The organism is Variovorax sp. F042, from assembly GCF_057814215.1.
In genome coordinates this window covers 105,126-129,098 of the sequence record NZ_JBVASX010000006.1, presented here as the reverse complement: position 1 = coordinate 129,098, position 23,973 = coordinate 105,126, and the positions used below count along the sequence as shown (strand labels likewise).

The 23,973-nt window shown below is 67.7% G+C and carries 17 protein-coding genes; 10 read left to right on the top strand and 7 right to left on the bottom strand.

Going from position 1 to position 23,973, the window contains the following annotated elements:
* Positions 1 to 133: 133 nt before the first annotated feature.
* From ACZYSP_RS20115 to ACZYSP_RS20090, 6 genes are all read left to right on the top strand, one after another.
* A complete protein-coding gene (locus tag ACZYSP_RS20115; protein WP_489016128.1) occupies positions 134 to 6,145 on the top strand; it encodes an alpha-2-macroglobulin family protein in 6,012 nt (2,003 codons plus the stop codon).
* Between the two features lie 17 nt (positions 6,146 to 6,162).
* The gene (gene pbpC / locus ACZYSP_RS20110) at positions 6,163 to 8,493 is read left to right on the top strand and encodes a penicillin-binding protein 1C (RefSeq protein ID WP_354336494.1); all 2,331 of its coding nucleotides are present in this window, start codon (positions 6,163 to 6,165) and stop codon (positions 8,491 to 8,493) included.
* A gap of 70 nt (positions 8,494 to 8,563) precedes the next feature.
* Positions 8,564 to 9,916, top strand: coding sequence for an esterase-like activity of phytase family protein (locus tag ACZYSP_RS20105; RefSeq protein WP_426390921.1), 1,353 nt, complete (start codon positions 8,564 to 8,566; stop codon positions 9,914 to 9,916).
* A gap of 146 nt (positions 9,917 to 10,062) precedes the next feature.
* Positions 10,063 to 10,371, top strand: a complete 309-nt coding sequence (locus tag ACZYSP_RS20100; protein WP_093076406.1) for a DUF3649 domain-containing protein — start codon at positions 10,063 to 10,065, stop codon at positions 10,369 to 10,371.
* Positions 10,368 to 12,041 (top strand): PepSY-associated TM helix domain-containing protein, encoded by a 1,674-nt coding sequence (locus ACZYSP_RS20095; protein ID WP_354336498.1) that lies wholly within the window; start codon positions 10,368 to 10,370, stop codon positions 12,039 to 12,041. The genes ACZYSP_RS20100 and ACZYSP_RS20095 overlap by 4 nt, the downstream gene beginning before the upstream one ends.
* A complete protein-coding gene (locus ACZYSP_RS20090) occupies positions 12,038 to 12,397 on the top strand; it encodes a DUF3325 domain-containing protein (RefSeq protein ID WP_354336499.1) in 360 nt (119 codons plus the stop codon). The genes ACZYSP_RS20095 and ACZYSP_RS20090 overlap by 4 nt, the downstream gene beginning before the upstream one ends.
* A gap of 84 nt (positions 12,398 to 12,481) precedes the next feature.
* Here the strand turns inward: ACZYSP_RS20090 and ACZYSP_RS20085 are convergent, their stop codons facing one another.
* Complete coding sequence (locus ACZYSP_RS20085) at positions 12,482 to 13,549, bottom strand: aldo/keto reductase (RefSeq protein ID WP_354336501.1); 1,068 nt, start codon at positions 13,547 to 13,549, stop codon at positions 12,482 to 12,484.
* Between the two features lie 114 nt (positions 13,550 to 13,663).
* Here ACZYSP_RS20085 and ACZYSP_RS20080 point away from each other — a divergent pair, with 114 nt between their 5' ends.
* Positions 13,664 to 14,041, top strand: coding sequence for an ATP-binding protein (locus tag ACZYSP_RS20080; protein ID WP_354336502.1), 378 nt, complete (start codon positions 13,664 to 13,666; stop codon positions 14,039 to 14,041).
* Here the strand turns inward: ACZYSP_RS20080 and ACZYSP_RS20075 are convergent, their stop codons facing one another.
* Both ACZYSP_RS20075 and ACZYSP_RS20070 read right to left on the bottom strand, forming a co-directional pair.
* Entirely contained in the window at positions 14,042 to 15,079 is a 1,038-nt protein-coding gene (locus ACZYSP_RS20075; protein WP_143062575.1) for a hypothetical protein, read from the bottom strand. It lies immediately after the preceding gene.
* Positions 15,080 to 15,276: 197 nt separating this feature from the next.
* On the bottom strand, positions 15,277 to 15,477 hold the full coding sequence (locus ACZYSP_RS20070; RefSeq protein ID WP_093076397.1) for a response regulator transcription factor: 201 nt from the start codon (positions 15,475 to 15,477) through the stop codon (positions 15,277 to 15,279).
* A 171-nt stretch (positions 15,478 to 15,648) separates the two neighbouring features.
* On the opposite strand from ACZYSP_RS20070, the gene ACZYSP_RS20065 reads away from it, so the two are divergent.
* On the top strand, positions 15,649 to 17,646 hold the full coding sequence (locus ACZYSP_RS20065) for a phosphatase PAP2 family protein (protein WP_093076395.1): 1,998 nt from the start codon (positions 15,649 to 15,651) through the stop codon (positions 17,644 to 17,646).
* 56 nt (positions 17,647 to 17,702) lie between these two features.
* Entirely contained in the window at positions 17,703 to 18,701 is a 999-nt protein-coding gene (locus tag ACZYSP_RS20060; RefSeq protein ID WP_489016122.1) for a LysR family transcriptional regulator, read from the top strand.
* On the opposite strand, the gene ACZYSP_RS20055 is transcribed toward ACZYSP_RS20060, so the two are convergent.
* Genes ACZYSP_RS20055 through ACZYSP_RS20040 form a run of 4 tightly spaced genes read right to left on the bottom strand, consistent with a single transcriptional unit; the run spans position 18,655 to position 21,760 of the window.
* Positions 18,655 to 19,230 carry a hypothetical protein gene (locus ACZYSP_RS20055; protein WP_489016120.1) on the bottom strand — a complete coding sequence of 192 codons (576 nt, stop codon included), beginning with the start codon at positions 19,228 to 19,230 and terminating at the stop codon, positions 18,655 to 18,657. The two genes, ACZYSP_RS20060 and ACZYSP_RS20055, sit on opposite strands and share 47 nt — an antisense overlap.
* A gap of 12 nt (positions 19,231 to 19,242) precedes the next feature.
* The gene (locus ACZYSP_RS20050; RefSeq protein WP_489016118.1) at positions 19,243 to 20,646 is read right to left on the bottom strand and encodes an aminopeptidase P N-terminal domain-containing protein; all 1,404 of its coding nucleotides are present in this window, start codon (positions 20,644 to 20,646) and stop codon (positions 19,243 to 19,245) included.
* Positions 20,643 to 21,356, bottom strand: coding sequence for a nucleotidyltransferase family protein (locus ACZYSP_RS20045; protein WP_354336855.1), 714 nt, complete (start codon positions 21,354 to 21,356; stop codon positions 20,643 to 20,645). The genes ACZYSP_RS20050 and ACZYSP_RS20045 overlap by 4 nt, the downstream gene beginning before the upstream one ends.
* 23 nt (positions 21,357 to 21,379) lie before the next feature.
* On the bottom strand, positions 21,380 to 21,760 hold the full coding sequence (locus ACZYSP_RS20040; protein WP_354336507.1) for an S-adenosylmethionine decarboxylase family protein: 381 nt from the start codon (positions 21,758 to 21,760) through the stop codon (positions 21,380 to 21,382).
* A 145-nt stretch (positions 21,761 to 21,905) separates the two neighbouring features.
* Between ACZYSP_RS20040 and tkt the strand changes: the two genes are divergently transcribed.
* On the top strand, positions 21,906 to 23,960 hold the full coding sequence (tkt, locus tag ACZYSP_RS20035; RefSeq protein WP_097197584.1) for a transketolase: 2,055 nt from the start codon (positions 21,906 to 21,908) through the stop codon (positions 23,958 to 23,960).
* Positions 23,961 to 23,973: the final 13 nt, after the last annotated feature.

Here is a 23,973-nt window from a genome sequence, read left to right as displayed (position 1 = left end):
CCGCACCATGAATCACTGAAAAAGGCCTCGCGCGGCCCTGTGCAGTTTTCACCAAGACTTCACACACAGCGCCATTGCTTCACAGATGGTCCGCAAACTCGCGGACGCCAACAAAAACACAGTGGGAGCGTCCATGCTTCAAGTCGCCAATCGAAAACTCGCGTCGTTCAGCGACGTGCTCTTCACCGGACTGGGCCGTGCGCTCGGCTTTCTGCGTCCGGTGGCCCGTGGGCTCATCGGTTCCTGGCGACCACCGGGCTGGCTGCGCATCGCGGGCGCATTCCTGCTCTTCGGACTGCAGTGGCTGCAGCAGCGGCTGGCCTGGCTGGTGTTGCTCCTGCTGCTCGTGCTGGCCGGCTGGATGGCCAGCCCCCATGTGATCAAGTGGTGGCACGGCCTCACGCCCGATCGCGTCGAACCCGTCGTCGCCACCGCGAAGACCGAGCCGCCGCAGCGCACGCAGATCGAGCTCGACAGGGGCCCGAACCCCTTCGTCATCAATTTCTCGGCCTCGGTGGCGCCCATTGCACGCATCGGCCAGGAGGCCACCGGCGTCACCATCGAGCCCGCCATCGCCGGCCGCTGGACGTGGACCAAGCAGAACCGGCTCGAATTCCTGCCCGCGCAAGACTGGCCCATCGGCCAGCCGTACAAGGTGCAGATCGCCGACAGCGCACTCGCACCGCACATCGAGATGGCCCTGCGCAAGTACGAGTTCATCTCGCCCGAATTCACCGCGCAGATCAACGCCGCCGAGTTCTATCAAGACCCGGTGCAGGCCAACGTGCGCCGCGCGCTCTTTCAGGTGCACTTCTCGCACCCCGTGAACACGGCTGAGTTCGAAAAGCGCCTGGTGCTGACCTACGACCAGCCCTGCAGCTCCTCGTTCTTCAGCGTGGGCAAGTGCGCGAGCGAGAAGTTCACGGTCAGCTACGACAAGCTGCGCCTCAACGCCACCCTGCAATCAGAGCCGCTGCCGATTCCCGAGAAGACTCGCCCGGCGATTCTCAGCCTCACCTCCGGCACGGTCGCGCAGAAGGGCGGCCCGGCGCTGCGTGCCGACATGTCCCGCGCGGTCGACATCCCCGGCCTCTTCAGCCTGAGCATCGCCAGCATCGAACCCACCATCGTCACCGGCGAGAACGGCGAACCCGAGCACGTGATGCACGTCACCGCCTCCATGCCCGTGCACGAGCGCGAAATGGCGCGCGTGGTGCAAGCCTGGCTGCTGCCCGCGACTGAAGAAGCCAAGGGCGACCCCGACGAGAAGTTCGACTGGTCCGCCGATCCGTCGAAGGTCACTGATGCCGTGCTGCGCCGCGCCAAAAAGATAAACCTCCAACCCATCGCCAGCGAGCGCGAAGTGACCGAGATGGTCAGCTTCCGCATGCCACAGGCCGAGGGCGGTCGCTACCTGCTGGTGCGCGTGGCCAAGGGCCTGAAGACGCCCGGCGGCTACCAGCTCGGCGCCGCGCGGCAAGACGTGCGCCTGCTCAAGACCTTCGCGCCCGAGCTCACCATCATGAGCCAGGGCTCGCTGCTCGCACTCTCGGGCGAGCGCAAGCTGCCGATTCTCGTGCGCGACCTGCCCGGCATCCGCCTCGAAATCGGCCGCCTGTTGCCGCAGCAGTTGCAGCACCTGGTGACGCAGACCAACGGCGACTTCTCGCATCCGCAGTTCTACGGTGGCCTGCAGTCGGACAACCTCGTCGACCGCTTCCAGAAGGAGATTCCGCTCAGCATTCCCGCCGGCAAGGCGCATTACGAAACCGTCGACTTCGCCGAGTACCTGCGCAACGACGTGGCCGACCGCCGCGGCGTGTTCCTGCTCAAGGTGCAGGGCTACGACCCCAAGGCGAAGAAGAAGCCCGAGGGCGATGAGCAGCAAGCCCAGCCCGAAGACGAACAGCAGCAGGAAGAACAGTCGTCCGACGAAGAAGGCAACGGGGAAGGCGGCAGCCCCGAGCAGCAGCTCGACCAGCGCCTCGTGCTCGTCACCGACCTGGGCATCGTCGCCAAGAAGTCGCTCGACGGCACGCGCGACGTGTTCGTGCAGAGCATCGCCAACGGCCAGCCCGTGGCCGGTGCGCTGGTCGAGGTGTGGGGCCGCAACGGCATGATCGTCGCGTCGCAGGCCACGGATGCGACGGGCGCTGCCAAGCTGCCCAACCTCGCCGGCTACCAGCGTGAGAAAGCGCCCGTGGTGCTGGTCGTGCGCAAGGACGGCGATCTGAGCTTCCTGCCCTTCAACCGCAACGACCGCACGCTGGACATCTCTCGCTTCGACGTCGGCGGCCTGCGCGCGGCCGGCGTGCCGAACCAGATGACGGCCTACGTCTTCAGCGACCGCGGCATCTACCGCCCCGGCGACACCATGCACATCGCGATGATGGTCAAGGCCGGCAACTGGGGCACCTCGCTGCGCGACCTGCCGCTCGAAGCCGAGATCATCGATGCGCGCGGCCTCAGCGTGCGCCGCGAAAAGCTCAAGCTCGGCCTCGGCGGCGCGGCGGAAATCGCCCACACCACGCAAGACACATCGCCCACCGGCAACTACACCGTCAATCTCTACCTGCCGCGCGAATCGTCGCCCGGCACGCCCGAGGTCGAAGGCCTGCTGATCGGCAGCACCACCGTGAAGGTGCAGGAGTTCCTGCCCGACCGCACCAAGGTCACGGCCAAGCTCAGCAGCGAAATCGCGGAGGGCTGGGTCAAGCCCAAGGACCTGAAGGCGCTCATCGACGTGCAGAACCTCTTCGGCACGCCCGCGCCCGATCGCAAGGTCGAAGGCACGCTCACGCTGAGCCCCGGCTTCCCGGTGTTCCGCGCCTTCACCGACTACGCCTTCTTCGATCCGCAGCGCGCCGCCGACAAACAGGTCGACGACCTGGGCAGCGTGCAGACCAGCGCCGACGGCAAGGCCGAATTCGACCTGCGCCTGTCGCGCTTCGACGCCGCCACCTACCAGGTGCACGTGCTCGCCAAGGCCTTCGAGCCCGAGGGCGGGCGCAGCGTGTCGGCCGAAGCGCAGACGCTGGTGAGCGACATGCCCTATCTCGTCGGCGTGAAGGTCGACGGCGACGTCGGCTATGTGAGCAAGGGCGCCGCGCGTAACGCCACCGTGATCGCCATCGACCCGCAGGCGAAGAAGACGGCCGTGGCCGACCTGAAGATCGAGCGCGTGGAGCGCAAGGTGCTGTCGGTGCTCATCAAGCAGGACAACGGCCTGTACCGCTACGAGTCGCGCCGCAAGGAAGTTGTGCTCGACGAGAAGCCCTTCGCCATCGCCGCGGCCGGCAACAACGTGGCGCTGGACACAGGCGCGCCCGGCAACTTCGCCTATGTGGTGCGCAACGCGCAGGGGTTGGAGCTCAACCGCGTGGAGTACAGCGTGGCGGGCAATGCCAACGTGTCGCGCTCGCTCGACCGCAATGCGGAGCTGCAGCTCACGCTCGACCGCAAGGACTACGAGCCGGGGCAAGAGATTGCGGTGAGCATCCGCGCGCCGTACGTGGGCGCGGGCCTCATCACCATCGAGCGCGACAAGGTTTACGCGCACGCTTGGTTCAAGACCGACAAGACCGCTTCGGTGCAGAAGATCACCCTGCCCAAGGACTTCGAGGGCACCGGCTACATCAACGTGCACTTCGTGCGCGACCCGGCCTCGGACGAGGTCTACATGAGCCCGCTGTCGTACGGCGTCGTGCCCTTCGCCACCGCGCTGACCAAGCGCACCGCCAACCTGCAGCTCACCAGCAGCGAACTGGTGAAGCCGGGGCAGACCGTGAAGATGAAGCTCACCAGCGAAAAGCCCACGCGCGCCGTGGTGTTCGCGGTGGACGAAGGCATTCTGCAGGTGGCGCGCTACAAGACGCCCGACCCGCTGAAGCACTTCTTCCAGAAGCGCGCGCTCGAAGTCGGCACGCTGCAGACGCTCGACCTGATCCTGCCGGAGTTCAAGAAGCTCATGCAGGGCGCCGCACCCGGGGGCGACGGCGAAGGCGAACTCGGCAAGCACCTGAACCCGTTCAAGCGCAAGCGCGACAAGCCGGTGGCGTACTGGTCGGGCCTGGTCGACGTGAACGGCAGCCGCGAGTTCAGCTACACCGTGCCCGAGAGCTTCAACGGCAGCCTGCGCGTGATGGCCGTGGCTGTGAACGACGAGACCACAGCCGCCAAGACCACCCGCACCGTGGTGCGCGGCGATATGGTGATATTGCCGAACGCACCGCTCGCGATGGCGCCCGGCGATACGGTCGAGGTAGGCGTGGGCCTCGCGAACAACATCGTGGGCTCGGGCAAGGAAGCGCCTATTGCGCTCACGCTCACCGCCTCCGGGGGGCTCGAAGTGGTGGGCGACGCCACGCAGACGCTCAAGGTCAACGAGCGCGGCGAAGCCAGCACCAGGTTCAATGTGCGCGCCAAGCCGGGCGAACAGGCGGTGCTGGGTTCTTCCGCGCTGGTGTTCACATCGACGCACAAGACCTTCAGCGCGCGCCTGTCCACCGAAGTGAGCGTGCGGCCCGCATCGCCCTTCGTCACGCTGGTGCAGGCCGGCAGCTTCCAGCGCGCGGGCGAGCTGTCGAGCCAGGCCGACCTGTACCCGAACTTCCGCCAGAGCGATGTGGCGGTGTCGGCCGCGCCGTGGGCCTTCGCGACCGGGCTCATGCAGTACCTGGAGGTGTATCCGCACGGCTGCACCGAGCAGATCACGAGCCAGACCTTTCCGGCCGTGCTGCTCGCGGGCCGCCCCGAGCTGGTAAAGGAAATGGCGCGCGGTCGCACGGCCGAGCAAGGCCCGATGCCCGAGGCACGCAAGACCTTCGAGCGCTATCTTGTGCAGCTGCGCGCACGGCAGACGGCCGACGGCGGCTTCTCGCTGTGGCCCGGTTCCGGCACCGACGCCTTTGCCACGCTGTACGCAGTGCACCTGCTGGTCGAAGCCAAGGACCACAAGCTGCCCGTGCCTCAAGACCTGCTGCAGAAGGCCAACGCCTACCTGCAGGGCTGGCTCGGCAGCGGCGACGCTTCGCTCGACGGCTGGCGCCAGCGCACGCAGGCGGCCTACCTGCTGACCCGCCAGGGCATCATCGCGCCGGCCGCGCTGGCCAACCTGCGCGAAGCATGGCGCAGCAAGCAGACGCAGGGCTGGAGCGACGACCTCGGTGCCGTCTACCTTGCCGCGAGCTACCAGCTCGTGAAGCAGGAGCAGGTGGCCAACGAGCTGCTGAACCCGGTGTGGTCCGACCTGCTCGCGCGCACCGAGAAGAAACAGCGCCGCAACGTCTGGGGCGCCTACTACGACCCGCTGGTGCACGACAGCATGACGCTGCACCTGGTGGGCCGCCACTTCCCGTCGCGCCTGAAGACGCTGAAGCCCGCGGTGTGGGAAGGCATGGCGGCGATGGTGCGCGACGGCTGGTACAACAGCCTGTCGTCGGCCTCGATGCTGCTCGCGGTCGATTCGTACTTCGAGGCCGTGGGACAGAACGTCGAGGGCAAGCTCACGGCGAGCGCCGTCAACGCGCAAGGCCAGGCCGCAGCGCTCGCGCTGGGTGCGGTGAACCCGATCACGCGAGCCGCGGTGCCGACCGGCACGGCCAAGCTGAAGCTGTCGAACGACAGCGACTTCAACCTGTACTACAGCTGGGCCGAACAGGGCTTCGAGCGCAACGTGCCCGCCACGGCGGTGAACAAGGGCCTCGAAATCTTCCATGAAGTGCTCGATGCCAAGGGCAACCCGATCACCAAGGCCAAACTCGGCGAAGAGGTCACGGTGCGGGTGCGCGTGCGCAGCCTGGAGCGCGCGCAGCTCAACGACGTGGCACTGGTCGACGTGCTGCCCGGTGGCCTCGAGCCGGTGCTGCAGGCCGTGGGCGATGACGACGATGTCAACGCCGACGCGCCCATCTGGAAGAAGCGCCTGGGCGGCGGCGGCTCGTGGAAGGTGCAGTACGCCGACATCCGCGAAGACCGCGTCGTGTTCTACGGCAGCGTCAACAAAGACCTGCTCGAAGTGACCTACAAGGCACGCGCCACCAACGTGGGCGACTACGTGGTGCCGGCAGCGTACGGCGAGGCGATGTACGACCGCCGCGTGTTCTCGCGCTCGGCGGGTGCGCGCTTCCAGGTCGTCGGCAACTGAGGCAAGGCAGGCTCGCCATGCGCATCGGCATCGCGTCTGCAGGAAGAAGGCTGCGCAAGCCCGCGCTATGGGCGCTGGCGGCTGTCTTCGTGCTCGCGCTGCTGCGTCTGTGGCCGCATGCGGCGCTGAGCGAAACCGTCGGCAGCTCCCGCGCCGTGTATGCGCAGGGCGGCGAGCTGCTGCGCCTCACGCTCGCGGGTGACGAGCAGTACCGGCTCTGGGTGCCGCTCGATCGCATCTCGCCCACGCTGGTCGATGCGGTGCTGCTGTACGAAGACCGCCGCTTCTACGCGCACCCCGGCGTCAACCCTGCCGCGCTGGCGCGCAGCGCCTGGCGCATTGCCAGCGGCGAACGCAGGCAGGGCGGCTCCACGCTCACGATGCAGCTCGCGCGCCGTGTCTACGGCATCGACAGCCGCACGCCCACCGGCAAGGTCGCGCAGATCTTCGCGGCGCTGTGGCTGGAGGCGCGTTTCAGCAAGCACGACATCCTGGAGGCGTATCTCAACACCGCGCCCTACGGCGGCAACATCGAAGGCGTGCAGGCCGCGAGCCTCATCTACTTCCGCAAGGACGCCGCGAAGCTCAGCCTGCCCGAAGCGCTGACGCTTGCAGTGATTCCGCAGAACCCCGTCAAGCGCATCGCCGAGCGCGGCCGCAATGCCGAGCTGCAATCGGCGCGCGAACGACTGTGGGCGCTGTGGGCCGAACGCGATCCGACCGCGAAGCAGCACGCGCCCGATGCGCAGCTCGCGTTGTCGGCGCAGTCGCGTGGCAGCCTGCCCTTTCTTGCTCCGCACGCCACCGACATGCTGCTCGCGCAGGAGCGCGGCGTGCAGGAGGTGCGCACCACCATCGACCTGCGCATGCAGGCCACGCTCGAACGCGTGATGGGCCAGTACCTGCGCACGCATGCCGACGTGGGCATGACCAACGCGAGCGCGCTGCTGCTCGACGCTTCGACCATGCAGGTGCGCGCGATGATCGGCTCGGCCGACTTTCGCAACGACGCCATCTCGGGACAGGTCAACGGCGTGCTGGCCAAGCGCTCGCCGGGCTCCACGCTCAAGCCCTTCATCTACGCGCTGGCGCTCGACCAGGGGCTGCTGCATCCGAAGACGATGCTGAAGGATGCGCCGACCTCCTTCGGCCCCTACACGCCCGAGAACTTCGACCATCGATTTGCTGGTCCGCTGCCCGCGCAGGAGGCGCTGATCCGCAGCCGCAATGTGCCCGCGGTCGCCGTGGCAGCCAAGCTCTCGAAGCCGGGGCTCTACGACTTCATGCGGCTTGCGGGCGTGCAGAAGCTGCAGAGCGAATCGCACTACGGCCTTGCGCTGGTGCTGGGTGGTGGCGAGGTCACGCCCGAGGAGCTGGCGGGCATGTACGCGACGCTGGCCAATGGCGGCATCTCGCAGCCCATTCGCTACACGCAGCCCGCGCCCGACGAGCGACCCGTGCAGCCGCTGCGCCTGCTGAGCGAGGAGGCGTCTTTCATCACGCTCGACATGCTGCGCCACACGCCGCGCCCCGACACCACGCTGCCCGCGCGCCCCGCTATCGCATGGAAGACGGGCACGTCCTGGGGCTTTCGCGATGCGTGGACGGCCGGCGTGTTCGGCCGGCACGTGCTGGTGGTGTGGGTGGGCAACTTCGACGGCACCAGCAACCCAGCGCTGGTGGGCGTCGATGCGGCCGCGCCGCTGTTCCTGCGCATGGTCGATGCGCTGCGCGCCGAGCGGCTCGACCCCGGCGAGGTCGCGTCGCGCCAGCCGCCCGACTTGCGGCAGGTCGAAGTCTGCGCTGCGACGGGCGGCCTGCCCGATGCGCTGTGTCCGGTGCGCACCATGACGTGGTTCATCGCCGGCAAGTCGCCGATCCAGGTCAGCAACCTGCACCGCGCGGTGTGGGTCGACGAGACGACCGGCAAGGTGGTCTGCGGCCCGCAACCGAATGCGCGCCAGCAGGTGGTGGAGCAATGGGGCAGCGACATGCGCCGCCTGTTCCGCCAGGCCGGCCTGCCGCGCGCGAGCGCACCGGCCGATGGCTGCGAGAAAGACGGCGACGCACCTGAAAGCGCGCCACTCATCACCTCGCCCCTGCGCGGCGTGCGCCACACACTGCGCGTGAAGAAGCCCGAACCTCTGGTGCTGCGCGCCGAAGCCGCTGCGGGCACGCAGGCGATCTACTGGTTTGCCGACGATGCGCTCATCGGCCGCGCCGCGCCCGGCGAAGGCATCACGTGGATGCCTGACCTCGCGGCGTCGGGTCGGCGTTATGTACTGCGCGCGGTCGACGACCAGGGGCGCGCCGAGTCGCGCGAAGTGACGGTCGACATCGCACCTTGAAGGGATGTCATGGCGGCGTCACGCCTCCTCGGCATGGTCACGCGTTTTCGACTTGAACACTTTCCTGCTCATGACACGTCTTGCCTCCCTTTCCTTCGTTGCCCTTGCCGCTGCACTCGCATGCGGCGCCGCGGGTGCACAGACCGCCTTCCCCGCCACGCTCTCCGGCCACGCCGTGCTGCCTGCGCAAAGCTTTGTGGCGGCGCCCAAGGACGCGCCGGCCGACCTGCAGGTCAGCGGCAAGTTCACGACCGGCAAGCGCGTCGAGGCGGTCGGCACGGTCGAAGGCCTGTCGGGTGGCCGCGGCACGGGTGTGTCGGTGCCCTTCAAGGGCCAGCCCCTGCAGGGCCACTCGGGCATCAAGAAGATGGACGACGGCAGCTTCTGGATCCTCACTGACAACGGTGCGGGCGCCAAGGCCAACTCGCCCGACTTCATGCTCTACCTGAACCACTACAAGGTGGACTTCAAGGGCGGCAAGCTCAATCGCATCAACACCATCTTCCTGCACGACCCCGACAAGAAGGTGCCCTTCCGAATCGTCCACGAAGGCACCAAGCAGCGCTACCTGACCGGTTCCGACTTCGACCCCGAGAGCTTTCAGTTTGCCGGCGGCGCGCTGTGGATCGGCGAAGAATTCGGCCCCTTCCTCATCAAGGCCGACCTGAAGGGCAAGGTGCTCGCGGTGTTCGACACGCAGGTCGACGGCAAGGTCGTGCGCTCGCCCGACCATCCGGCCGTGACCACGCCGGGCGCACCGGGTGGCGCGGTCGACTTCCAGATCAAGCGCTCCAAGGGTTTCGAAGGCATGGCCTCGTCGAAGGACGGCAGCAAGCTCTACGCGCTGCTCGAAGGCCCGGTGTGGAACGCCGAGGCCAAGGACTACGAAAAGGTCGAAGGCAAGGAAGCGCTGCGCGTGCTGGAGTTCGACGTGGCCACCGAGAAGTGGACCGGCCGTCACTGGAAGTACGTGCTCGAAGCCAATGGCAACGCCATCGGCGACTTCAACATGATCGACGGCACCACGGGCCTCATCATCGAGCGCGACAACGGCGAAGGCACGAGCGACAAGGCCTGCCCCGAAGGCCAGAAGCGCACCGACTGCTTCCACGACATCGCCAAGTTCAAGCGCGTCTACAAGGTCGAGCTGAACGACGCGAACGTGGGCGGCCCGGTGCGCAAGATCGGCTACATCGACCTGCTGAACATCGCCGACCCCGACAAGCTCGCGCGCAAGCCGCTGAACGACGGCGTGCTCAAGTTCCCGTTCTTCACGATCGAGAACGTCGACGTGGTCGATGCCACGCACATCGTGGTCGGCAACGACAACAACCTGCCCTTCTCGAGCAGCCGCGAGCCGAACAAGGCGGATGACAACGAGCTGGTGCTGCTGGAAGTTGGGGCATTGCTGCAGGCGAAGTAAGTTGCCATAGCCGGAGCGAAAGCCCCGGCTCGCAGGTTGGGTGGCAGGGGAAAGTTTTCTTCAGATGAGTATCATTCTCATCTTCGCCAGTCCTTTTCCCTCTTCATGAATCTCCGAACGACCCCGCCCGCCGTCCGGCGCGCGCCGTGACCATCGGCGTTCGTTATCGCCTAGGCGTGGCCTCTCGCGCAGTAGCAGCCATCTTCGGCGGCTATGGCATCGCCGCCCTGTCCGCCGCCGTGCTCGCGCTCTGCCTGCCCGCCGCCTTCGGCATGGCCCGCAGCGAAGCCGCGATGACCGGCACGCTCGCTTCCTTCGCCATCTTCGCGTTCGCAGTGATGTGGGTTTTTGCCGCGCGCACCGCGCTGCGGGCCTGGTCCGGCCTCGTCATCGTCGCGGCGCCGCTGGCCGCGCTGTTGCTGCTGCTCATGCGCACCACCGGAGGCGCCGCATGAAGGAGGGCTTCCGCCAGTCGATGGCATGGCTGCATACCTGGTCGGGCCTGCTGGTCGGCTGGGTGCTGTTCATGGTGTTCGCGGCCGGCACGGCTTCGTATTTCAAGGACGAGATCACGTTCTGGATGAAGCCGGAGCTGCATGCAGTCGCGCAGAACGCCGTGCCGCCGGTCAAGGCCGTCGAGAGTGCCATGGCCTATCTTCAGCAACGCGCCGCGGACAGCCCGCGCTGGTTCATCAACCTGCCGAATGAGCGCCAGCCGTCGACGGACGTGCTGTACCTCGCGCCGCCCGCACCGGCCGGCGCAGCAGCAGCTACTGGTGCCAAGCCAGGCGAGAAACCCCGCCGCCGCTTCGACCGCGCCTCGCTCGACCCCGCCACCGGCGAAGCCGTCAGCGCACCGCGCGTCACGCGCGGCGGCGAATTCTTCTACCGGCTGCACTTCGACCTGCACTACATGCCCGCGCTGTGGGCACGCTGGATCGTCGGCTTCTGCGCGATGTTCATGCTGGTGGCGATCTTCAGCGGCATCGTCACGCACAAGCGCATCTTCAAGGATTTCTTCACCTTCCGCCCGAAGAAGGGCCAGCGCTCGTGGCTCGATGCGCACAACGTGACGGCCGTGCTCGCGCTGCCCTATCACCTGATGATCACGTACACGGGCCTCGTCACACTGATGTTCATGTACATGCCTTGGGGCCCGCAGGTGGCCTACAAGGACCGCGGCGGCGAGCAGGCCTTTTTCTCCGAGGCCTTCCCGGGCGGTGGCCGCGACCAGATCAAGGCCTCGGGCAACAGGGTGCCGCTCGCGCCCATCGCGCCGATGATGGCGCAGGCCTCCGCGCACTGGGGCGGCGCGGCGGTGGGCCGCGTCACGGTGCATCAGCCCAACGACGCCAACGCGGTGGTCTCGCTCACGCGCGCCGAGGGGCCGCAGCTGTCGTACGACCAGCCGTCGATGCAGTTCAACGGCGCGACCGGCGCGCTGATCGGCGCGTTCGGCGACGTGCCCAAGCCGGCGGCCGAGACGCGCGGCGTGCTCTACGGCCTGCACATCGGCCGCTTTGGCGATCCGCTGCTGCGCGCGCTGTTCTTCCTCTCGGGGCTTGCGGGCTGCCTGATGGTTGCGACGGGGCTTCTGATGTGGGCCGTGAAGGAGCGGCAGAAGTTCGCGAAGACGCTCAAGCAGGGCGGGCGCGTCAGCTTCGGGCTGCGGCTGGTCGACGGACTGAATCTCGGCGCCATCGCCGGCCTGCCCGTCGCGATGGCCGCCTTCTTCTGGGCCAACCGCCTGCTGCCGGTCGACGTGGCCGAGCGTGGCGAGGCGGAGATCCGTTGGTTCTTCATCGTCTGGGGCGCGACTGCCGTGCTGGGCCTGTTGCGTCCCACCTTGCGCATGTGGCAGGCGCAGCTTGCGCTGGGCGCGCTGCTGTTCGTGGGGCTGCCGGTGCTCAATGCGTTCACCGGCCCCGCGCCGCTGACCGTGAGCCTGCGCACCGGCCCGACCTCGGTGGCGGGCTTCGACCTGGTCGTGATCGCGCTGGGCCTGGGGCTCGCGGGCGCGGCATGGATCGTGGAGCGCAAGCGGCGCAAGTCGATTGCGAAGCAGGCGGCAGCGAAGACGCAACCACCACCATCGACGCTCGCCACTTCGGGCCAGGGTTCATGACGACGGACTCGCTGCTCCTCGGCCTCGTGTTCGCCGCATCGCTCGCGGGCTTCTGCGCGCTGAGCCTCGCGATGGACCGCCACAGCGAAGACGTCTTCGGCCGCGGCAGCACGCCGGGCCCGTGGCGGCGCTGGCTGCAACTGGGTGGCGCCGCGCTGCTGTGCCTGTCGCTGGTCGCAAGCCTGCGGGCGGCGGGCAGCACGATCGGCTGGGTGCTCTGGCTGGGCGCGCTCACGGCAGCCGCGCTGGCCACGGTGGGGCTGCTCAGCTATGCGCCGCGGCGCTTTCACTGGATCGCATTTGCCGCTGTGTCGGTCACGCTGTGCAGCTTGCTGCTGGCGGCGTCGGTCACATGATGCGCAGCGCGCCGTGGCGCGAGGCCGGGATCACCTCATGCCGATCTCCCAGCGTCGCCACCACCGCGACCTTCAGCCGCTGCTTCATGCTGCGCGCCGCACCGAGCTGCCGCCCGAGAGCACGCCCTGCGTCATCGGCAACGCCATGAAGTCGTGCGGGAAGCCCATCGCCACGGCGCTGGCTGCATCGAGGCGCTGCAGCACGGAGCCGTCGAGCTCCACATCGAGGGCGCCGAGGTTGTCCTCGAACTGCGCGAAGGTGCGCGCGCCGATGATCGGCATCACCGTCGGCGCACTACGGTGCAGCAGCCACGCCAGCGCGATCTGCGCGGGCGAGCGGCCCAGCTCCTTCGCAACCTGCGCGACCACGCCGGCTATGTCGAGCGAGCGGGCGGTCAGCGCGCCGTTGCCTGCGGCCACGTCCTTGCGCGAACCCGTCACGCCCGAATCGGGGTCCTTGCGATAGTCCAGGTCGGCGCGCGTGTACTTGCCCGACAGCACACCGCTGCCCAGCGGCGACCACGCCATCACGCCCAGCCCGAGTTCGTGTGCCATCGGCAGCAGTTCGCGCTCCACGGTGCGTTCGATCAGGCTGTACTCGATCTGCAGCGCCACCAGCGGCGCCCAGCCGCGCAGCTCGGCCAGCGTCTGCATGCGCGCGACCTGCCAGGCCGGCGTGTCGGAGATGCCCGCGTACAGCACCTTGCCCGAGCGCACGAGGTCGTCGAAGGCGCGCATCACTTCGTCGAAGGGCGTCAGGTTGTCCCAGATGTGCAGGTACAGCAGGTCGATGTAGTCGGTGCCCAGGCGCTTCAGGCTGGCCTCCACCGAGCGGACCATGTTGCGGCGATGGTTGCCACCCGCGTTCGGGTTGCCCGGCTGCATGTTGAGCGAGTATTTGGTGGCCACGACCACCGACTCGCGCCTGTCGGCGATGAACTGGCCCAGCAGCCGTTCAGAACTGCCGTTGGTATAGAAGTTGGCGGTGTCGATGAAGTTGCCGCCGCGGTCCACGTACGCATCGAACATGCGGCGCGATTCGCCCGCGTCCGCCCCCCAGCCCCATTCCTGGCCGAAGGTCATCGTGCCCAGCGACACGGGGCTGACGCGCAGGCCGGAGCGGCCGAGGGTGAGGTAGTTGTCGAGCTTCATGGCGAATGTCCTTTCGAGGTGAGATGGCAGCGTTGGCCTGCGACAAAGTTACCTGCCGGGCGTCGTGGAACAAAGGCGTGCCACCTTCAAGCTTTATGAAGCGCCGCTTCAAGAATGGCCGCACTGCGGCGCAATCTGCCCTTTGCCCTGCTCGGCGTCATGCTCACAGTGGCGCTGGTCATCGCAGCGCTGTACCGCGTTGTGCCGCATGCGCAGCTGGCCACTTGGGCCGCAGCCAACGCAGTGCTGACGGCCGCTCGTGGCTGGGGTGCGTGGCGCTACCGCGTTGCAGAAGACGGCGCGGCCCTGCATCGCTGGCGCCGCTGCACGCTGGCAGGCACGGCGCTGCTCGACCGCATCCTGCGCAACCTGGTCGACAACGCCATCCGTCACACGAAGCACGGTGGCGTGCTGGTCGGCTGCCGGCGCGCGGGCAATGCCCTTCGCGTCGAGGTGTGGGACACCGGCCCCGGCATTCCTCCCGAGGCCTGATCAGCGGACCCAGGGCCGCGGTGGCACAGGTGGCGGGATGCGCGGCGGCTGCCCGCCGATGGGCGCCACGGCATTGCCGAGTGAACGGCCGACAGGCACGGCGGGATTGGAAGAAGACACCAGCGTGGGCGTCGAGATTTCGAAGGCGTCGTAGTTGCCCAGCGCCAGCGCATAGGCGACCAGGTTGGCCAGCTGCGTGGCGCCGCCCTCGTTCGCCGACGGCGGCTTGAGCACCGGCTTGCTGACGGGCTGGTACGGCTTGCCCTTGGGGTTCATGCCTGTCAGCACCTGTCGCGCATCCGCGCGGGCCGTGTGATACGCATTGAACACCACGTCCTTGGCGATATCGACCATGCGTTCCGAGATCTGGTCGGTGTCCTTGTGCATCAGCTCGGCAACGCGCTCGGCACGCACCTGCATGCCTTCCACGTAGGCGTTGATCTTGATGAGCTGCTGGCGCAGGTCGGACGCGGCCATGCGCACCTTGGCCGCCACGCCCGGATAGAGCACGGCGTCGTTCAGGCCGGTGATCTGGTCCGGCATGGAATTGATCAGATTGGCGATGTGCTTGTACTGCGACATGGCCGCTTCCGCGGCGGCCATCGCATCACGGTCGTCGCGAAAGAGCGCTGCGGCGTCCTCATTGCCGCGCTTTGCGATCACGCCGTCGGCCTCACGGATGCTCTTGCCGTGCAGGTAGCGGTCGAGGCCGCCTTCGGCCTCGCCGACGATCAGGCCACCGAGCTTGACGGTGCCAGTCACCACCTGCTTGAGGTACTTGGCGCCGGGCACCGGAATGGCGCCCAGCCCCGCCTTGGCCACGGCGGCAACGCCCTTGAGCACCAGCTTCTGCATGTCGGCGGTGTTGCCGCAGTACTCGCCCAGCAGCATGGTGAGCTTCTTCTTGAACGGCACGCTGAAGCTGTCGTTCGACTTGGCGCGGAAGGCATCCCAGGTCCGCTCGACCAGGTCGGTCTTCTGGACGACGGCCGCGCTCACCACGCCCCAGTCCTTGGTGCGCATCCGGTCAAGGAGCATGCGCACACCTGCCGACATTTCTTTCTCGTAGTACTCGGAGAGGCTCTTTCCGAGCTCATCGAATCTGGTTTGCGGAATATCAAGCATGTAGAAATCTGGGTGTGTGTTGTGGTGGTGGAACGATCGGCCTCGATGCTAGGCCGGGCTCTTGTGCGGCGCATTGGACCAAAGGCCAATGGCAAGCGCCATAACACAAACTAGCGAGGGCGGCCCAGGAGCCCGGCACGGCGGGCCACGATCACGGCCTGGGTGCGGCTGTTCACCTCGAGCCCGGCGAAGATGGCCGAGATATGCGCCTTCGCGGTTCGCTCGGTGGTGCTCAGCCGCTGCGCGATGTCGGCGTTGCGCAGGCCCTCGCGGAACATGGCGTGATCGTCGATCAGCAGGATGGTGGGCATGGGCTGGGAAATGACCCGGGCGGGCTCTTGTTAACTGGCTCAGGACCCTACCTGTGCCCTCGGCCAGATGATTATTAATAAAAACGACTTGTTGCGTGGATAGATTGCGCGGGCTGCATCGGACGACCGGTCCGGTTCGCTTGCGTTTTCAATCTTTCCATCCATTTCGCCATGTCGCCCCTTTCGTCTTTCAGCCGGCCCTTCGCCATCACCCTCGTCGCGGCCCTGTGCCTCTCGGCATGCGGAGGAGGCAGCGACGGCGGCGCCTCGTTCCCCATCACCGGCACACCGCCGGCAACCACGAATCCGCCCGCCGTCGTGGTGGCTGGCCCGCCAAAGGACCTGGGCTTCACCGACACCGCGCCCGTGCCCGATGCGGTCGCCATACCGCCCTTCGTCGACAACGTCGCGACCAACCAGCGCGGCGATGCGCGCTACGCGACCAAGGAAACCAATGCCGGCGTGCGCGTGGTGGCCGGCTTCCTCGACTTCTGGCAGCCCAGCACACTGCTGGTCGATGCAGGCGTGTCGGCCCCTGCGCAGGGCAGCTTTCCGGCAGTCGTTGCATCCACGTGGAGCGGCATTCCGGGCGACGCCACCGACGGCAAGATCCTCAACAGCGGGGTGCTGAACAGCAATATCCAGTACGTCGTCGACGTCACCAATGCGCGCACCAGCGCGCAGGAGCTGGCCGCCTACCTGGACGACCGCCGCGGCAAGGGCTACAGCATCAGTGACGGCATGGGCCCGCTCACGAACGCCTGGCGCGCGGCCACGCAGCAGGTCACCACCATCACCGGCATCGCACCGGACGCCACCACGGTGCTCTATAACGACGGCGGCAACGATGTGGGCGTGGCCGGTGCCGCGAACCCGGCCTTCGGCACGGTGGTCGACCTGCTCAAGAACATCGGCGAGAACGGCTCCACCGAGCCTGCCAAGCGCTTCTACAAATACGCGCGTCCCTGGCGCTGGAGCAGCAGCGTGAAGGTGGTGCCCGCGCTGGAGCCCGCCAAGAGCGGCACGCCCGCCACCGACGGCGGCTTCGTGAGCGGCCACACGGCCGAGGCGGTGCGCGATGCCGTCGCCTCCGCCTACGTCGTGCCGCAGCGCTTCCAGGAAATGGTGGCGCGCGGCCTCGAACTCGGAGAGAACCGGATTCTTGCGGGCATGCATTCGCCGCTGGACGTGGTCGGTGGGCGACTGCACGGGCAGGCCGTGGCGACAGCGAGTCTTTCCACCGGCGCCAACGCCGCGCGCAAGAGCGCGGCCTACACGCAGGCGCAGTCCGTGCTGATGGCCGCCGTGGGCGCGAGCGATGCAACCGCCTTCAACAGCTTTGCCCATTCGCAAGGCACCGCGGCCGATCGCTTTGCCGACCATGCCGCGAGCAAGGCCGATTACCTGCGCCGCCTGACCTTCGGTTTCAAGCAGGTGGCCGATGCGACCAAGCCGGCCGTGGTGCCCAAGGGCGCCGAAGTGCTGCTCGAAACGCGCCTGCCCTACCTCGACGCCACCCAGCGCCGCGTGGTGCTCAAGACCACGGCGGTGGCTTCGGGCTACCCGGTGATGGACGACCCCGAAGGCTGGGGCCGCCTCAACCTGTTCGACGCAGCCGACGGCTATGGCGTCTTCAACGGCGACGTGGTCGTGACCATGGACGCCAGCCTCGGCGGCTTCAATGCGCTGGACAGCTGGCGCAACAACATCTCCGGCGCCGGCAAGCTCACCAAGAAGGGCAGCGGCACGCTCGCGCTCGGCGGCAGCAACAGCTACACGGGCGGCACGCAACTCGCAGAAGGCACGCTGCAGGCGGATGCCGCAGCGGCCTTCGGCAAGGGCAATGTCTACGTCGGTGGCGGCACGCTGGTCTGCAATGCGCCTTCGGCGGTCACGATGGCGGGCGCCTACACGCAGCTGGCAGGCACGACGCTGCAGCTGAATCTCGGCGGCAATGGTGCCGGCCGCCTGAGCGTGGCCGGCGTGGCCGCGCTGGACGGAACGCTGACCCTGAGCTTCAAGCCCGGCTTTGCGCCCAGCGCAGGCGACACGCTCACGGTCATCAGCAGCGGCGCGCTGACCGGCCGCTTTTCAGCCATCAACGCGCCGGGCTTCAAGGTCACGCCGACCTATACGGGAACGCAGCTCGTCGTGCGCTTCGACGCATGAGCTAGCAGCGCGGCGGCCATGGCTTCTTTGTGAAGCCCGTCTTCATAATGGCCGCCATGTCCCCCGAGCTCCTGCCCGCCATTGCCGCCTTCGCCCGCGTGGCGCACCACGCCAGCTTCACGCGCGCCGCGCAGGAGCTGGGCGTGTCGCCCTCGGCCCTCTCGCAGACCATGCGCACGCTCGAACAGAAGCTCGGCGTGCGCCTGCTCGACCGCACCACGCGCCGCGTCGGCGTGACCGAGCTGGGCCAGCAGTTTCTCGAAGGTGCACAGCCCGCGCTGGCCGCGCTCGCGCAGGCGGTCGAAGGCATCGACGAGGCGCGCGACAAGCCGGCCGGCCTGCTGCGCCTGAATGTCTCGCGCGTGGCGGCCGAGCTGCTCTTCTTTCCGCACTTCGGCGCGTTCGCCGCCGCCTACCCGGACATCACGCTCGAGTTCGTCTGCGACAACCGCATGGTCGATCTCGTGGAAGGTGGCTTCGATGCCGGCATCCGCCTCGGCGAAAGCCTGGCGCAGGACGTGATCGCCGTGCCGGTGGGCGGCCCGGTGCGCATGGTGACCTACGCGGCGCCCAGCTACCTGAAGGGACGCAAGCTGCCACGCACACCCGAAGACCTGCGCGAGCACCAGTGCCTGAACTACCGCCTGACCACGGGCGGCATCTATCGCTGGGAATACGCGCAGGACGGGCGCGTGCTGGACGTCGAACTCGCCGGCCCGCTGGTCAGCAACGACAGCGACCTGCTGCTGGCCGCCGCACGCTCGGGCGCGGGCATTGCAACGTCTTTCGAGGGCGCGGTGCGCGAAGACTTTGCAAGCGGCAAGCTGGTGCCGCTGCTGGAGCCCTGGTGGCCGACCTTCCCGGGCTTCTACCTGTACTACCCCAGCCGTGCGCAGATGCCGCGCAAGCTGCGGGTGTTCATCGACTTCCTGCAGGCGCGGCATGCGTCGCCGCCGGTGTCGCAGCGGGCCGTCAAGAATGCGTCGGCACCGCGATCGCGCCGGCCCGCTACAGCTCGCGCACAGCGCGCGGCAACCGCTCGGCCAAAATCGTGACCAGCGAACGGGCTTCGGCCTCGTCGAGCGAAGGCGCGATCCTGAAGGTGCGCTGTCCGTAGTCGAACGCGATCGGTCCCATGCCCGCGCCGAACAGCGGCGGCATCGCGGCGCGTTGATTGCGAAAGACATCGAACGAGAACTCGACGACCCGCAGGCGTGAAATCGCATGGACCGCATAGGCGCGCGTGCGCCCCAGGCCCCAGATTTCGACGCGATGAACCAGCGACCCTTCTTCGACCGAAATCAGTTCGCGGCCGAAGACCTGCCACAGCACGCAGAAGAATGCCCACGCACCACCGAGGGTCCAACCCGTGAGCCAGAGTGTGAGGAACCACCGGTCGGTGTCGTGGCGGGTCGGGTGCAGCAGCTGGTTCACGGCCGTGAACTCGCCGAAGCACCAGCCAGTCAGCCACACGCACATGAAGAGCAGAAGCAGCCAGTGCTTGCGCGCGGGCACCACGGCCCGAAGCCCGCCGCTAGGCGTCGTTTCGATGGCGTAGCGGGCGGCCAGCGGCTGGACGTTCATGGCGTCCGGGCGTCAGGCCCGCATCAGCGCCTCGATCTCGTCCGCCTTCACGGGCACGCCGCGCGAAATGAGCTCGCAGCCGGTGGCCGTGACGATCGCGTCGTCCTCGATGCGGATGCCGATGTTGTGGAACTGCTCCGGCACGCCGTCGGCGGGCCGCACGTAGATGCCGGGTTCCAGCGTCAGCACCATGCCGGGATGCAGGATGCGGCTCGGCCGGTTCTTGATGACCTCGTTGGATAGAGGATCTTTCCGCTCGCTCACCTCGCCGACCTGGGTGGGCTCGACGTAGCTGCCGCAGTCGTGCACGTCCATGCCGAGCCAGTGGCCGGTGCGGTGCATGTAGAACTGGAAGTAGGCGCGCGAGTCGATCACGTCCTGCACGCTGCCGACCTTGTTGGCGTCGAGCAGACCGAAGTCGAGCATGCCCTGCGCCAGCACCTTCACCGCGGCGTCATGGGGGTCGGTGAAGCGGTTGCCGGCCTTGGTGGCGGCGGCCGCGGCGTCCTGGCTGGCCAGCACCAGGTCGTACAGCGCGCGCTGCGGGCCGCTGAACTTGCCGTCGCCCGGAAAGGTGCGCGTGATGTCGCTGGCGTAGCCGTCGAGTTCGCAGCCCGCGTCGATCAGCACCAGCTCGCCCTTGCGCACCGGCGCCGCGTCGGCGCGGTAGTGCAGCACGCAGGCATTGGCGCCGGCCGCGACGATGGAGTAGTAGGCCGGGTACTGCGAGCCTCCGAGGCGGAATTCGTGCAGCAGCTCGGCGTCGAGGTGGTACTCGCGCGCATCCTTGCCCTCGCGCAGCATGCGGGCCGACAGCTGCATCGCGCGGACGTGCGCACGGGCGCTGATCTGCGCGGCGCGGCGCATGATGTCCTGCTCGTGCGCGTCCTTGATCAGGCGCATTTCGTCGAGCGGGCCGCACAGGTCGCGCTGTTCCTCGGGGCACAGCGCGCCGTAGCGCACGCGGGCGCGCACCGACTGCAGCCAGCCGTCGATGCGGGTTTCCAGGCCCTTGTGGATGGCGAACGGGAACCACACGGTCGAGCGGTTCTCGAGCAGCTTGGGCAGCTTCGCGTCGAGGTCGGTGACGGAGAAGGCCTCGTCGACGCCGAGTGCCGCGGGCGCCGCGTCGGGGCCGAGGCGGTAGCCGTCCCAGATCTCGCGCTCCAGGTCCTTCGGCGCGCAGAACAGCGTGGCGCGGCCGTCGCCCGCCAGCACCAGCCAGGCGTTGGGCTCGGTGAAGCCGGTCAGGTAATAGAAGTAGCTGTCGTGGCGGTACAGGAAGTCGGTGTCGCGGTTGCGCGGGCGCTCGGGCGCGGTCGGGATGATCGCGATGCCGTCCTTGCCCAGTTGCGAGGCGAGGCGCGCGCGGCGCTCTGCGTAGATCGTCGTCGTGGAGGCTGCTGCTGAAGTCATCTTGGCGTGGTGTTCAGTTGGGCGAGTCGTTCGGGGGTGCCCACATCGGTCCAGGGGCCGGTGTAGAGCTCGGCGCTCACGAGTTCATTGTCCATCGCGGCGCGCAGGATCGGCGCCAATGGGGCTTTGCGGCCGGCCGGGTTGCCGGGGGGGATGTCGCAGTACGGCGGTGCGAAGAGCGCGGCGCGGTAGAGGCCGATGGTCGAGAAGGTGAACTTCTGGTCGGCCGTGTTGAGCGCGAGCCCGTCCGCCGACAGGCCGAAATCGCCCTTGAGGTTGTGCGCCGGGTTCGGCACCAGCCACAGGTGCGCGAGCTTGCCGCTGGCGATGAAACGGTCGACCGAGGCCTGCGAGAAGGCGAAATCCGGCGCGAACACGTCGCCGGCCGCGACCCAGAACACGTCGCCGAGCAGCGGCAGCGCACGGATGATGCCACCGGCCGTTTCGAGTGCACCGCCGAAGTCGCGGCCCTCGTCGGAGTATGAAATTGATAGCGCAATACGCCCATCCAGCAAGGGAGCTGGGCCGAAGCGGTCCGAAATCTGCGCGCCGAGCCAGTCGGTGTTGACCACCAGCTCGGTGAAGCCGCCGGCCGCCAGCGCCTCCATCGGCCACTGCATCAGGGGCTTGCCGCGCACTTCGAGCAGGGGCTTGGGCGTGGCGTCGGTCAGCGGCCGCATGCGCTCGCCGCGCCCGGCGGCCAGGATCATCGCCCGCACCGAGGTCACCGCGCTCACGCCGAGACCCGGCCGCGCTGCAGCTCGTTGCGTTCGCTATGAAGAGGCTGGAACAGCGACACCAGGCACTCCATCAGCGCATGTGCCTTGGCCGAATGGTCGCCGCCGAAGTTGCAGACGTACACGTCGAGCGTCACGCCGCGCTGCTCGGGCCAGGTGTGGATGCACAGGTGCGATTCGGCCAGCAGCACCGTGGCCGTGACGCCGCCCGGCCCCTGCAGCGTGGCGGGAAAGGAGTGAACTATCTTGCCCACCGCCTGCAGTCCCGCGGCCGACACCGCCTTGATGCAGACCGCCCCCAAGGCGGGGCCGTCGGTGAGCCATTGAAGGCCGCATTGGCAGTCGTGAAGGTCGGCGGTGAGGTGCAGCCCATGCATGGGTGGCAACTCTAGCAGTCCGCCCGCCGCACAAGAACATCGGAAGGGTGTTCAGGCCGTATCGGGGCCGGTCTGGGCTCGCCCGGTAAAATCGCGGGTTCTCCCGACCCCAATCCTCCCTTTTCCCTCCGAAAGTCCACCGCACATGGCAAACCACGCCCTGATGGCCAACGCAATCCGCGCTCTGGCTATGGATGCCGTCCAACAAGCAAATTCCGGACATCCGGGCGCACCGATGGGCATGGCCGACATGGCCGTCGCACTCTGGGGCGAACACCTGCGCTACAACCCCGCCAACCCGCACTGGTTCGACCGCGACCGCTTCGTGCTGTCCAACGGCCACGCCTCGATGCTGCTGTACTCCGTGCTGCATCTCACCGGCTACGACCTGCCGATCGGCGAGCTCAAGAACTTCCGCCAGCTGCACAGCAAGACCGCCGGCCACCCCGAAGTCGACGTGACCCCGGGCGTGGAAACCACCACCGGCCCGCTGGGCCAGGGCATCACCAACGCCGTGGGCTTCGCGCTGGCCGAGAAGCTGCTCGCCGCCGAGTTCAATCGCAAGGACCACGACGTGGTCGACCATCACACCTACGCCTTCCTGGGCGACGGCTGCATGATGGAAGGCATCAGCCATGAAGCCTGCGCGCTCGCTGGCGCCTGGCACCTGAACAAGCTGATCGCGCTATACGACGACAACGGCATCAGCATCGACGGACAGGTCAAGCCCTGGTACATCGACAACGTCGCCGAACGCTTCCACGCCTATGGCTGGCACGTGATCGGCCCGATCGACGGCAACGACGCCGCCGAAGTGTCCAAGGCCATCGCCAAGGCCAAGCAGTCGACCGACAAGCCCACGCTGATCAACTGCAAGACCGTCATCGGCAAGGGCAGCCCGAACCGCGCCGGCACCGCCAAGGCGCACGGCGAGGCGCTCGGCGCCGAAGAAATCAAGCTCACGCGTGACGCCATCGACTGGCACTACCCGGCCTTCGAGATCCCGGCCGAGGTGTACGCCGACTGGGACCACAAGGAAGCCGGCGCCAAGACCGAAGCCGCCTGGAACGACAAGTTCGCCGCCTACGCCGCCGCGTTCCCCGAATTGGCCGCCGAGTTCACCCGCCGCATGAAGGGCGAGCTGCCCAAGGACTTCCACCAGGTCGCCTTCGACACCGTGGTTGCCGCCCACACCAAGGCAGAGACCGTGGCCAGCCGCAAGGCCAGCCAGCTCGCGCTCGAAGCCTTCACGGCCGCGCTGCCCGAAATGCTCGGCGGCAGCGCCGACCTGACCGGCTCGAACCTCACCAACACCAAGAGCACGCCCGCGCTGCGCTTCGACGCCAAGACCGGCGCCGTGGTCCGCACCGAGCCCACCGAACAGCACCCCGAAGGCCAGATCGGCCGCCACATCAACTACGGCGTGCGCGAATTCGGCATGGCCGCCATCATGAACGGCGTGTCGCTGCACGGCGGCTACATCCCCTACGGCGGCACCTTCCTCACCTTCAGCGACTACAGCCGCAACGCCATCCGCATGGCCGCGCTGATGAAGCGCCGCGTGGTGCACGTGTTCACGCACGACTCCATCGGCCTGGGCGAAGACGGCCCGACGCACCAGTCGATCGAGCACGCCGCCTCGCTGCGCCTCATTCCGAACCTCGACGTCTGGCGTCCGGGCGACACGGCGGAAACTGCCGTGGCCTGGGCCGTGGCGCTGCAGAACCAGTCGCGCCCCACGGCGCTGCTGCTGAGCCGCCAGAACATCGCCTACGCGGCGAAGTCGGAGCTGGGCGACATCAGCCGTGGCGCCTACGTGCTGTCCGAGCCGGAAGCCGTCGGCCTGAAGAACAAGAAGACCGTGGCCGTGATCATCGCCACCGGTTCGGAAGTGCAGCTCGCGATTGCCGCGCAGAAGCTGCTGGCCGACAAGAAGATCGCCGTGCGCGTGGTGTCGATGCCCTCGACCACCACCTTCGACCGCCAGGACCTCGCCTACAAGAAGGCCGTGCTGCCGAAGAAGCTGCCGCGCATCGCCGTCGAAATGGGCTGCACCGGCGGCTGGTGGAAGTACGGCTGCGCCGCCGTCGTCGGCATCGACACGTACGGCGAATCGGCGCCCGCGCCGGAGCTGTTCAAGTACTTCGGATTCACGGCGGAGAACGTGGCCGCTACGGTGGAAGCCGCATTGCGCGACTGATCGCGCCGGTTCA

What these genes read in the sequence shown, in the direction of transcription:
- ACZYSP_RS20115 (WP_489016128.1), top strand. Translation starts at nt 134, where the DNA reads ATGCTTCAAGTCGCCAATCGAAAACTCGCGTCGTTCAGCGACGTGCTC.
- pbpC (WP_354336494.1), top strand. Translation starts at nt 6,163, where the DNA reads ATGCGCATCGGCATCGCGTCTGCAGGAAGAAGGCTGCGCAAGCCCGCG.
- ACZYSP_RS20105 (WP_426390921.1), top strand. Translation starts at nt 8,564, where the DNA reads ATGACACGTCTTGCCTCCCTTTCCTTCGTTGCCCTTGCCGCTGCACTC.
- ACZYSP_RS20095 (WP_354336498.1), top strand. Translation starts at nt 10,368, where the DNA reads ATGAAGGAGGGCTTCCGCCAGTCGATGGCATGGCTGCATACCTGGTCG.
- ACZYSP_RS20090 (WP_354336499.1), top strand. Translation starts at nt 12,038, where the DNA reads ATGACGACGGACTCGCTGCTCCTCGGCCTCGTGTTCGCCGCATCGCTC.
- ACZYSP_RS20085 (WP_354336501.1), bottom strand. Translation starts at nt 13,549, where the DNA reads ATGAAGCTCGACAACTACCTCACCCTCGGCCGCTCCGGCCTGCGCGTC.
- ACZYSP_RS20080 (WP_354336502.1), top strand. Translation starts at nt 13,664, where the DNA reads ATGGCCGCACTGCGGCGCAATCTGCCCTTTGCCCTGCTCGGCGTCATG.
- ACZYSP_RS20075 (WP_143062575.1), bottom strand. Translation starts at nt 15,079, where the DNA reads ATGCTCCTTGACCGGATGCGCACCAAGGACTGGGGCGTGGTGAGCGCG.
- ACZYSP_RS20070 (WP_093076397.1), bottom strand. Translation starts at nt 15,477, where the DNA reads ATGCCCACCATCCTGCTGATCGACGATCACGCCATGTTCCGCGAGGGC.
- ACZYSP_RS20065 (WP_093076395.1), top strand. Translation starts at nt 15,649, where the DNA reads ATGTCGCCCCTTTCGTCTTTCAGCCGGCCCTTCGCCATCACCCTCGTC.
- ACZYSP_RS20060 (WP_489016122.1), top strand. Translation starts at nt 17,703, where the DNA reads ATGTCCCCCGAGCTCCTGCCCGCCATTGCCGCCTTCGCCCGCGTGGCG.
- ACZYSP_RS20055 (WP_489016120.1), bottom strand. Translation starts at nt 19,230, where the DNA reads ATGAACGTCCAGCCGCTGGCCGCCCGCTACGCCATCGAAACGACGCCT.
- ACZYSP_RS20050 (WP_489016118.1), bottom strand. Translation starts at nt 20,646, where the DNA reads ATGACTTCAGCAGCAGCCTCCACGACGACGATCTACGCAGAGCGCCGC.
- ACZYSP_RS20045 (WP_354336855.1), bottom strand. Translation starts at nt 21,356, where the DNA reads ATGATCCTGGCCGCCGGGCGCGGCGAGCGCATGCGGCCGCTGACCGAC.
- ACZYSP_RS20040 (WP_354336507.1), bottom strand. Translation starts at nt 21,760, where the DNA reads ATGCATGGGCTGCACCTCACCGCCGACCTTCACGACTGCCAATGCGGC.
- tkt (WP_097197584.1), top strand. Translation starts at nt 21,906, where the DNA reads ATGGCAAACCACGCCCTGATGGCCAACGCAATCCGCGCTCTGGCTATG.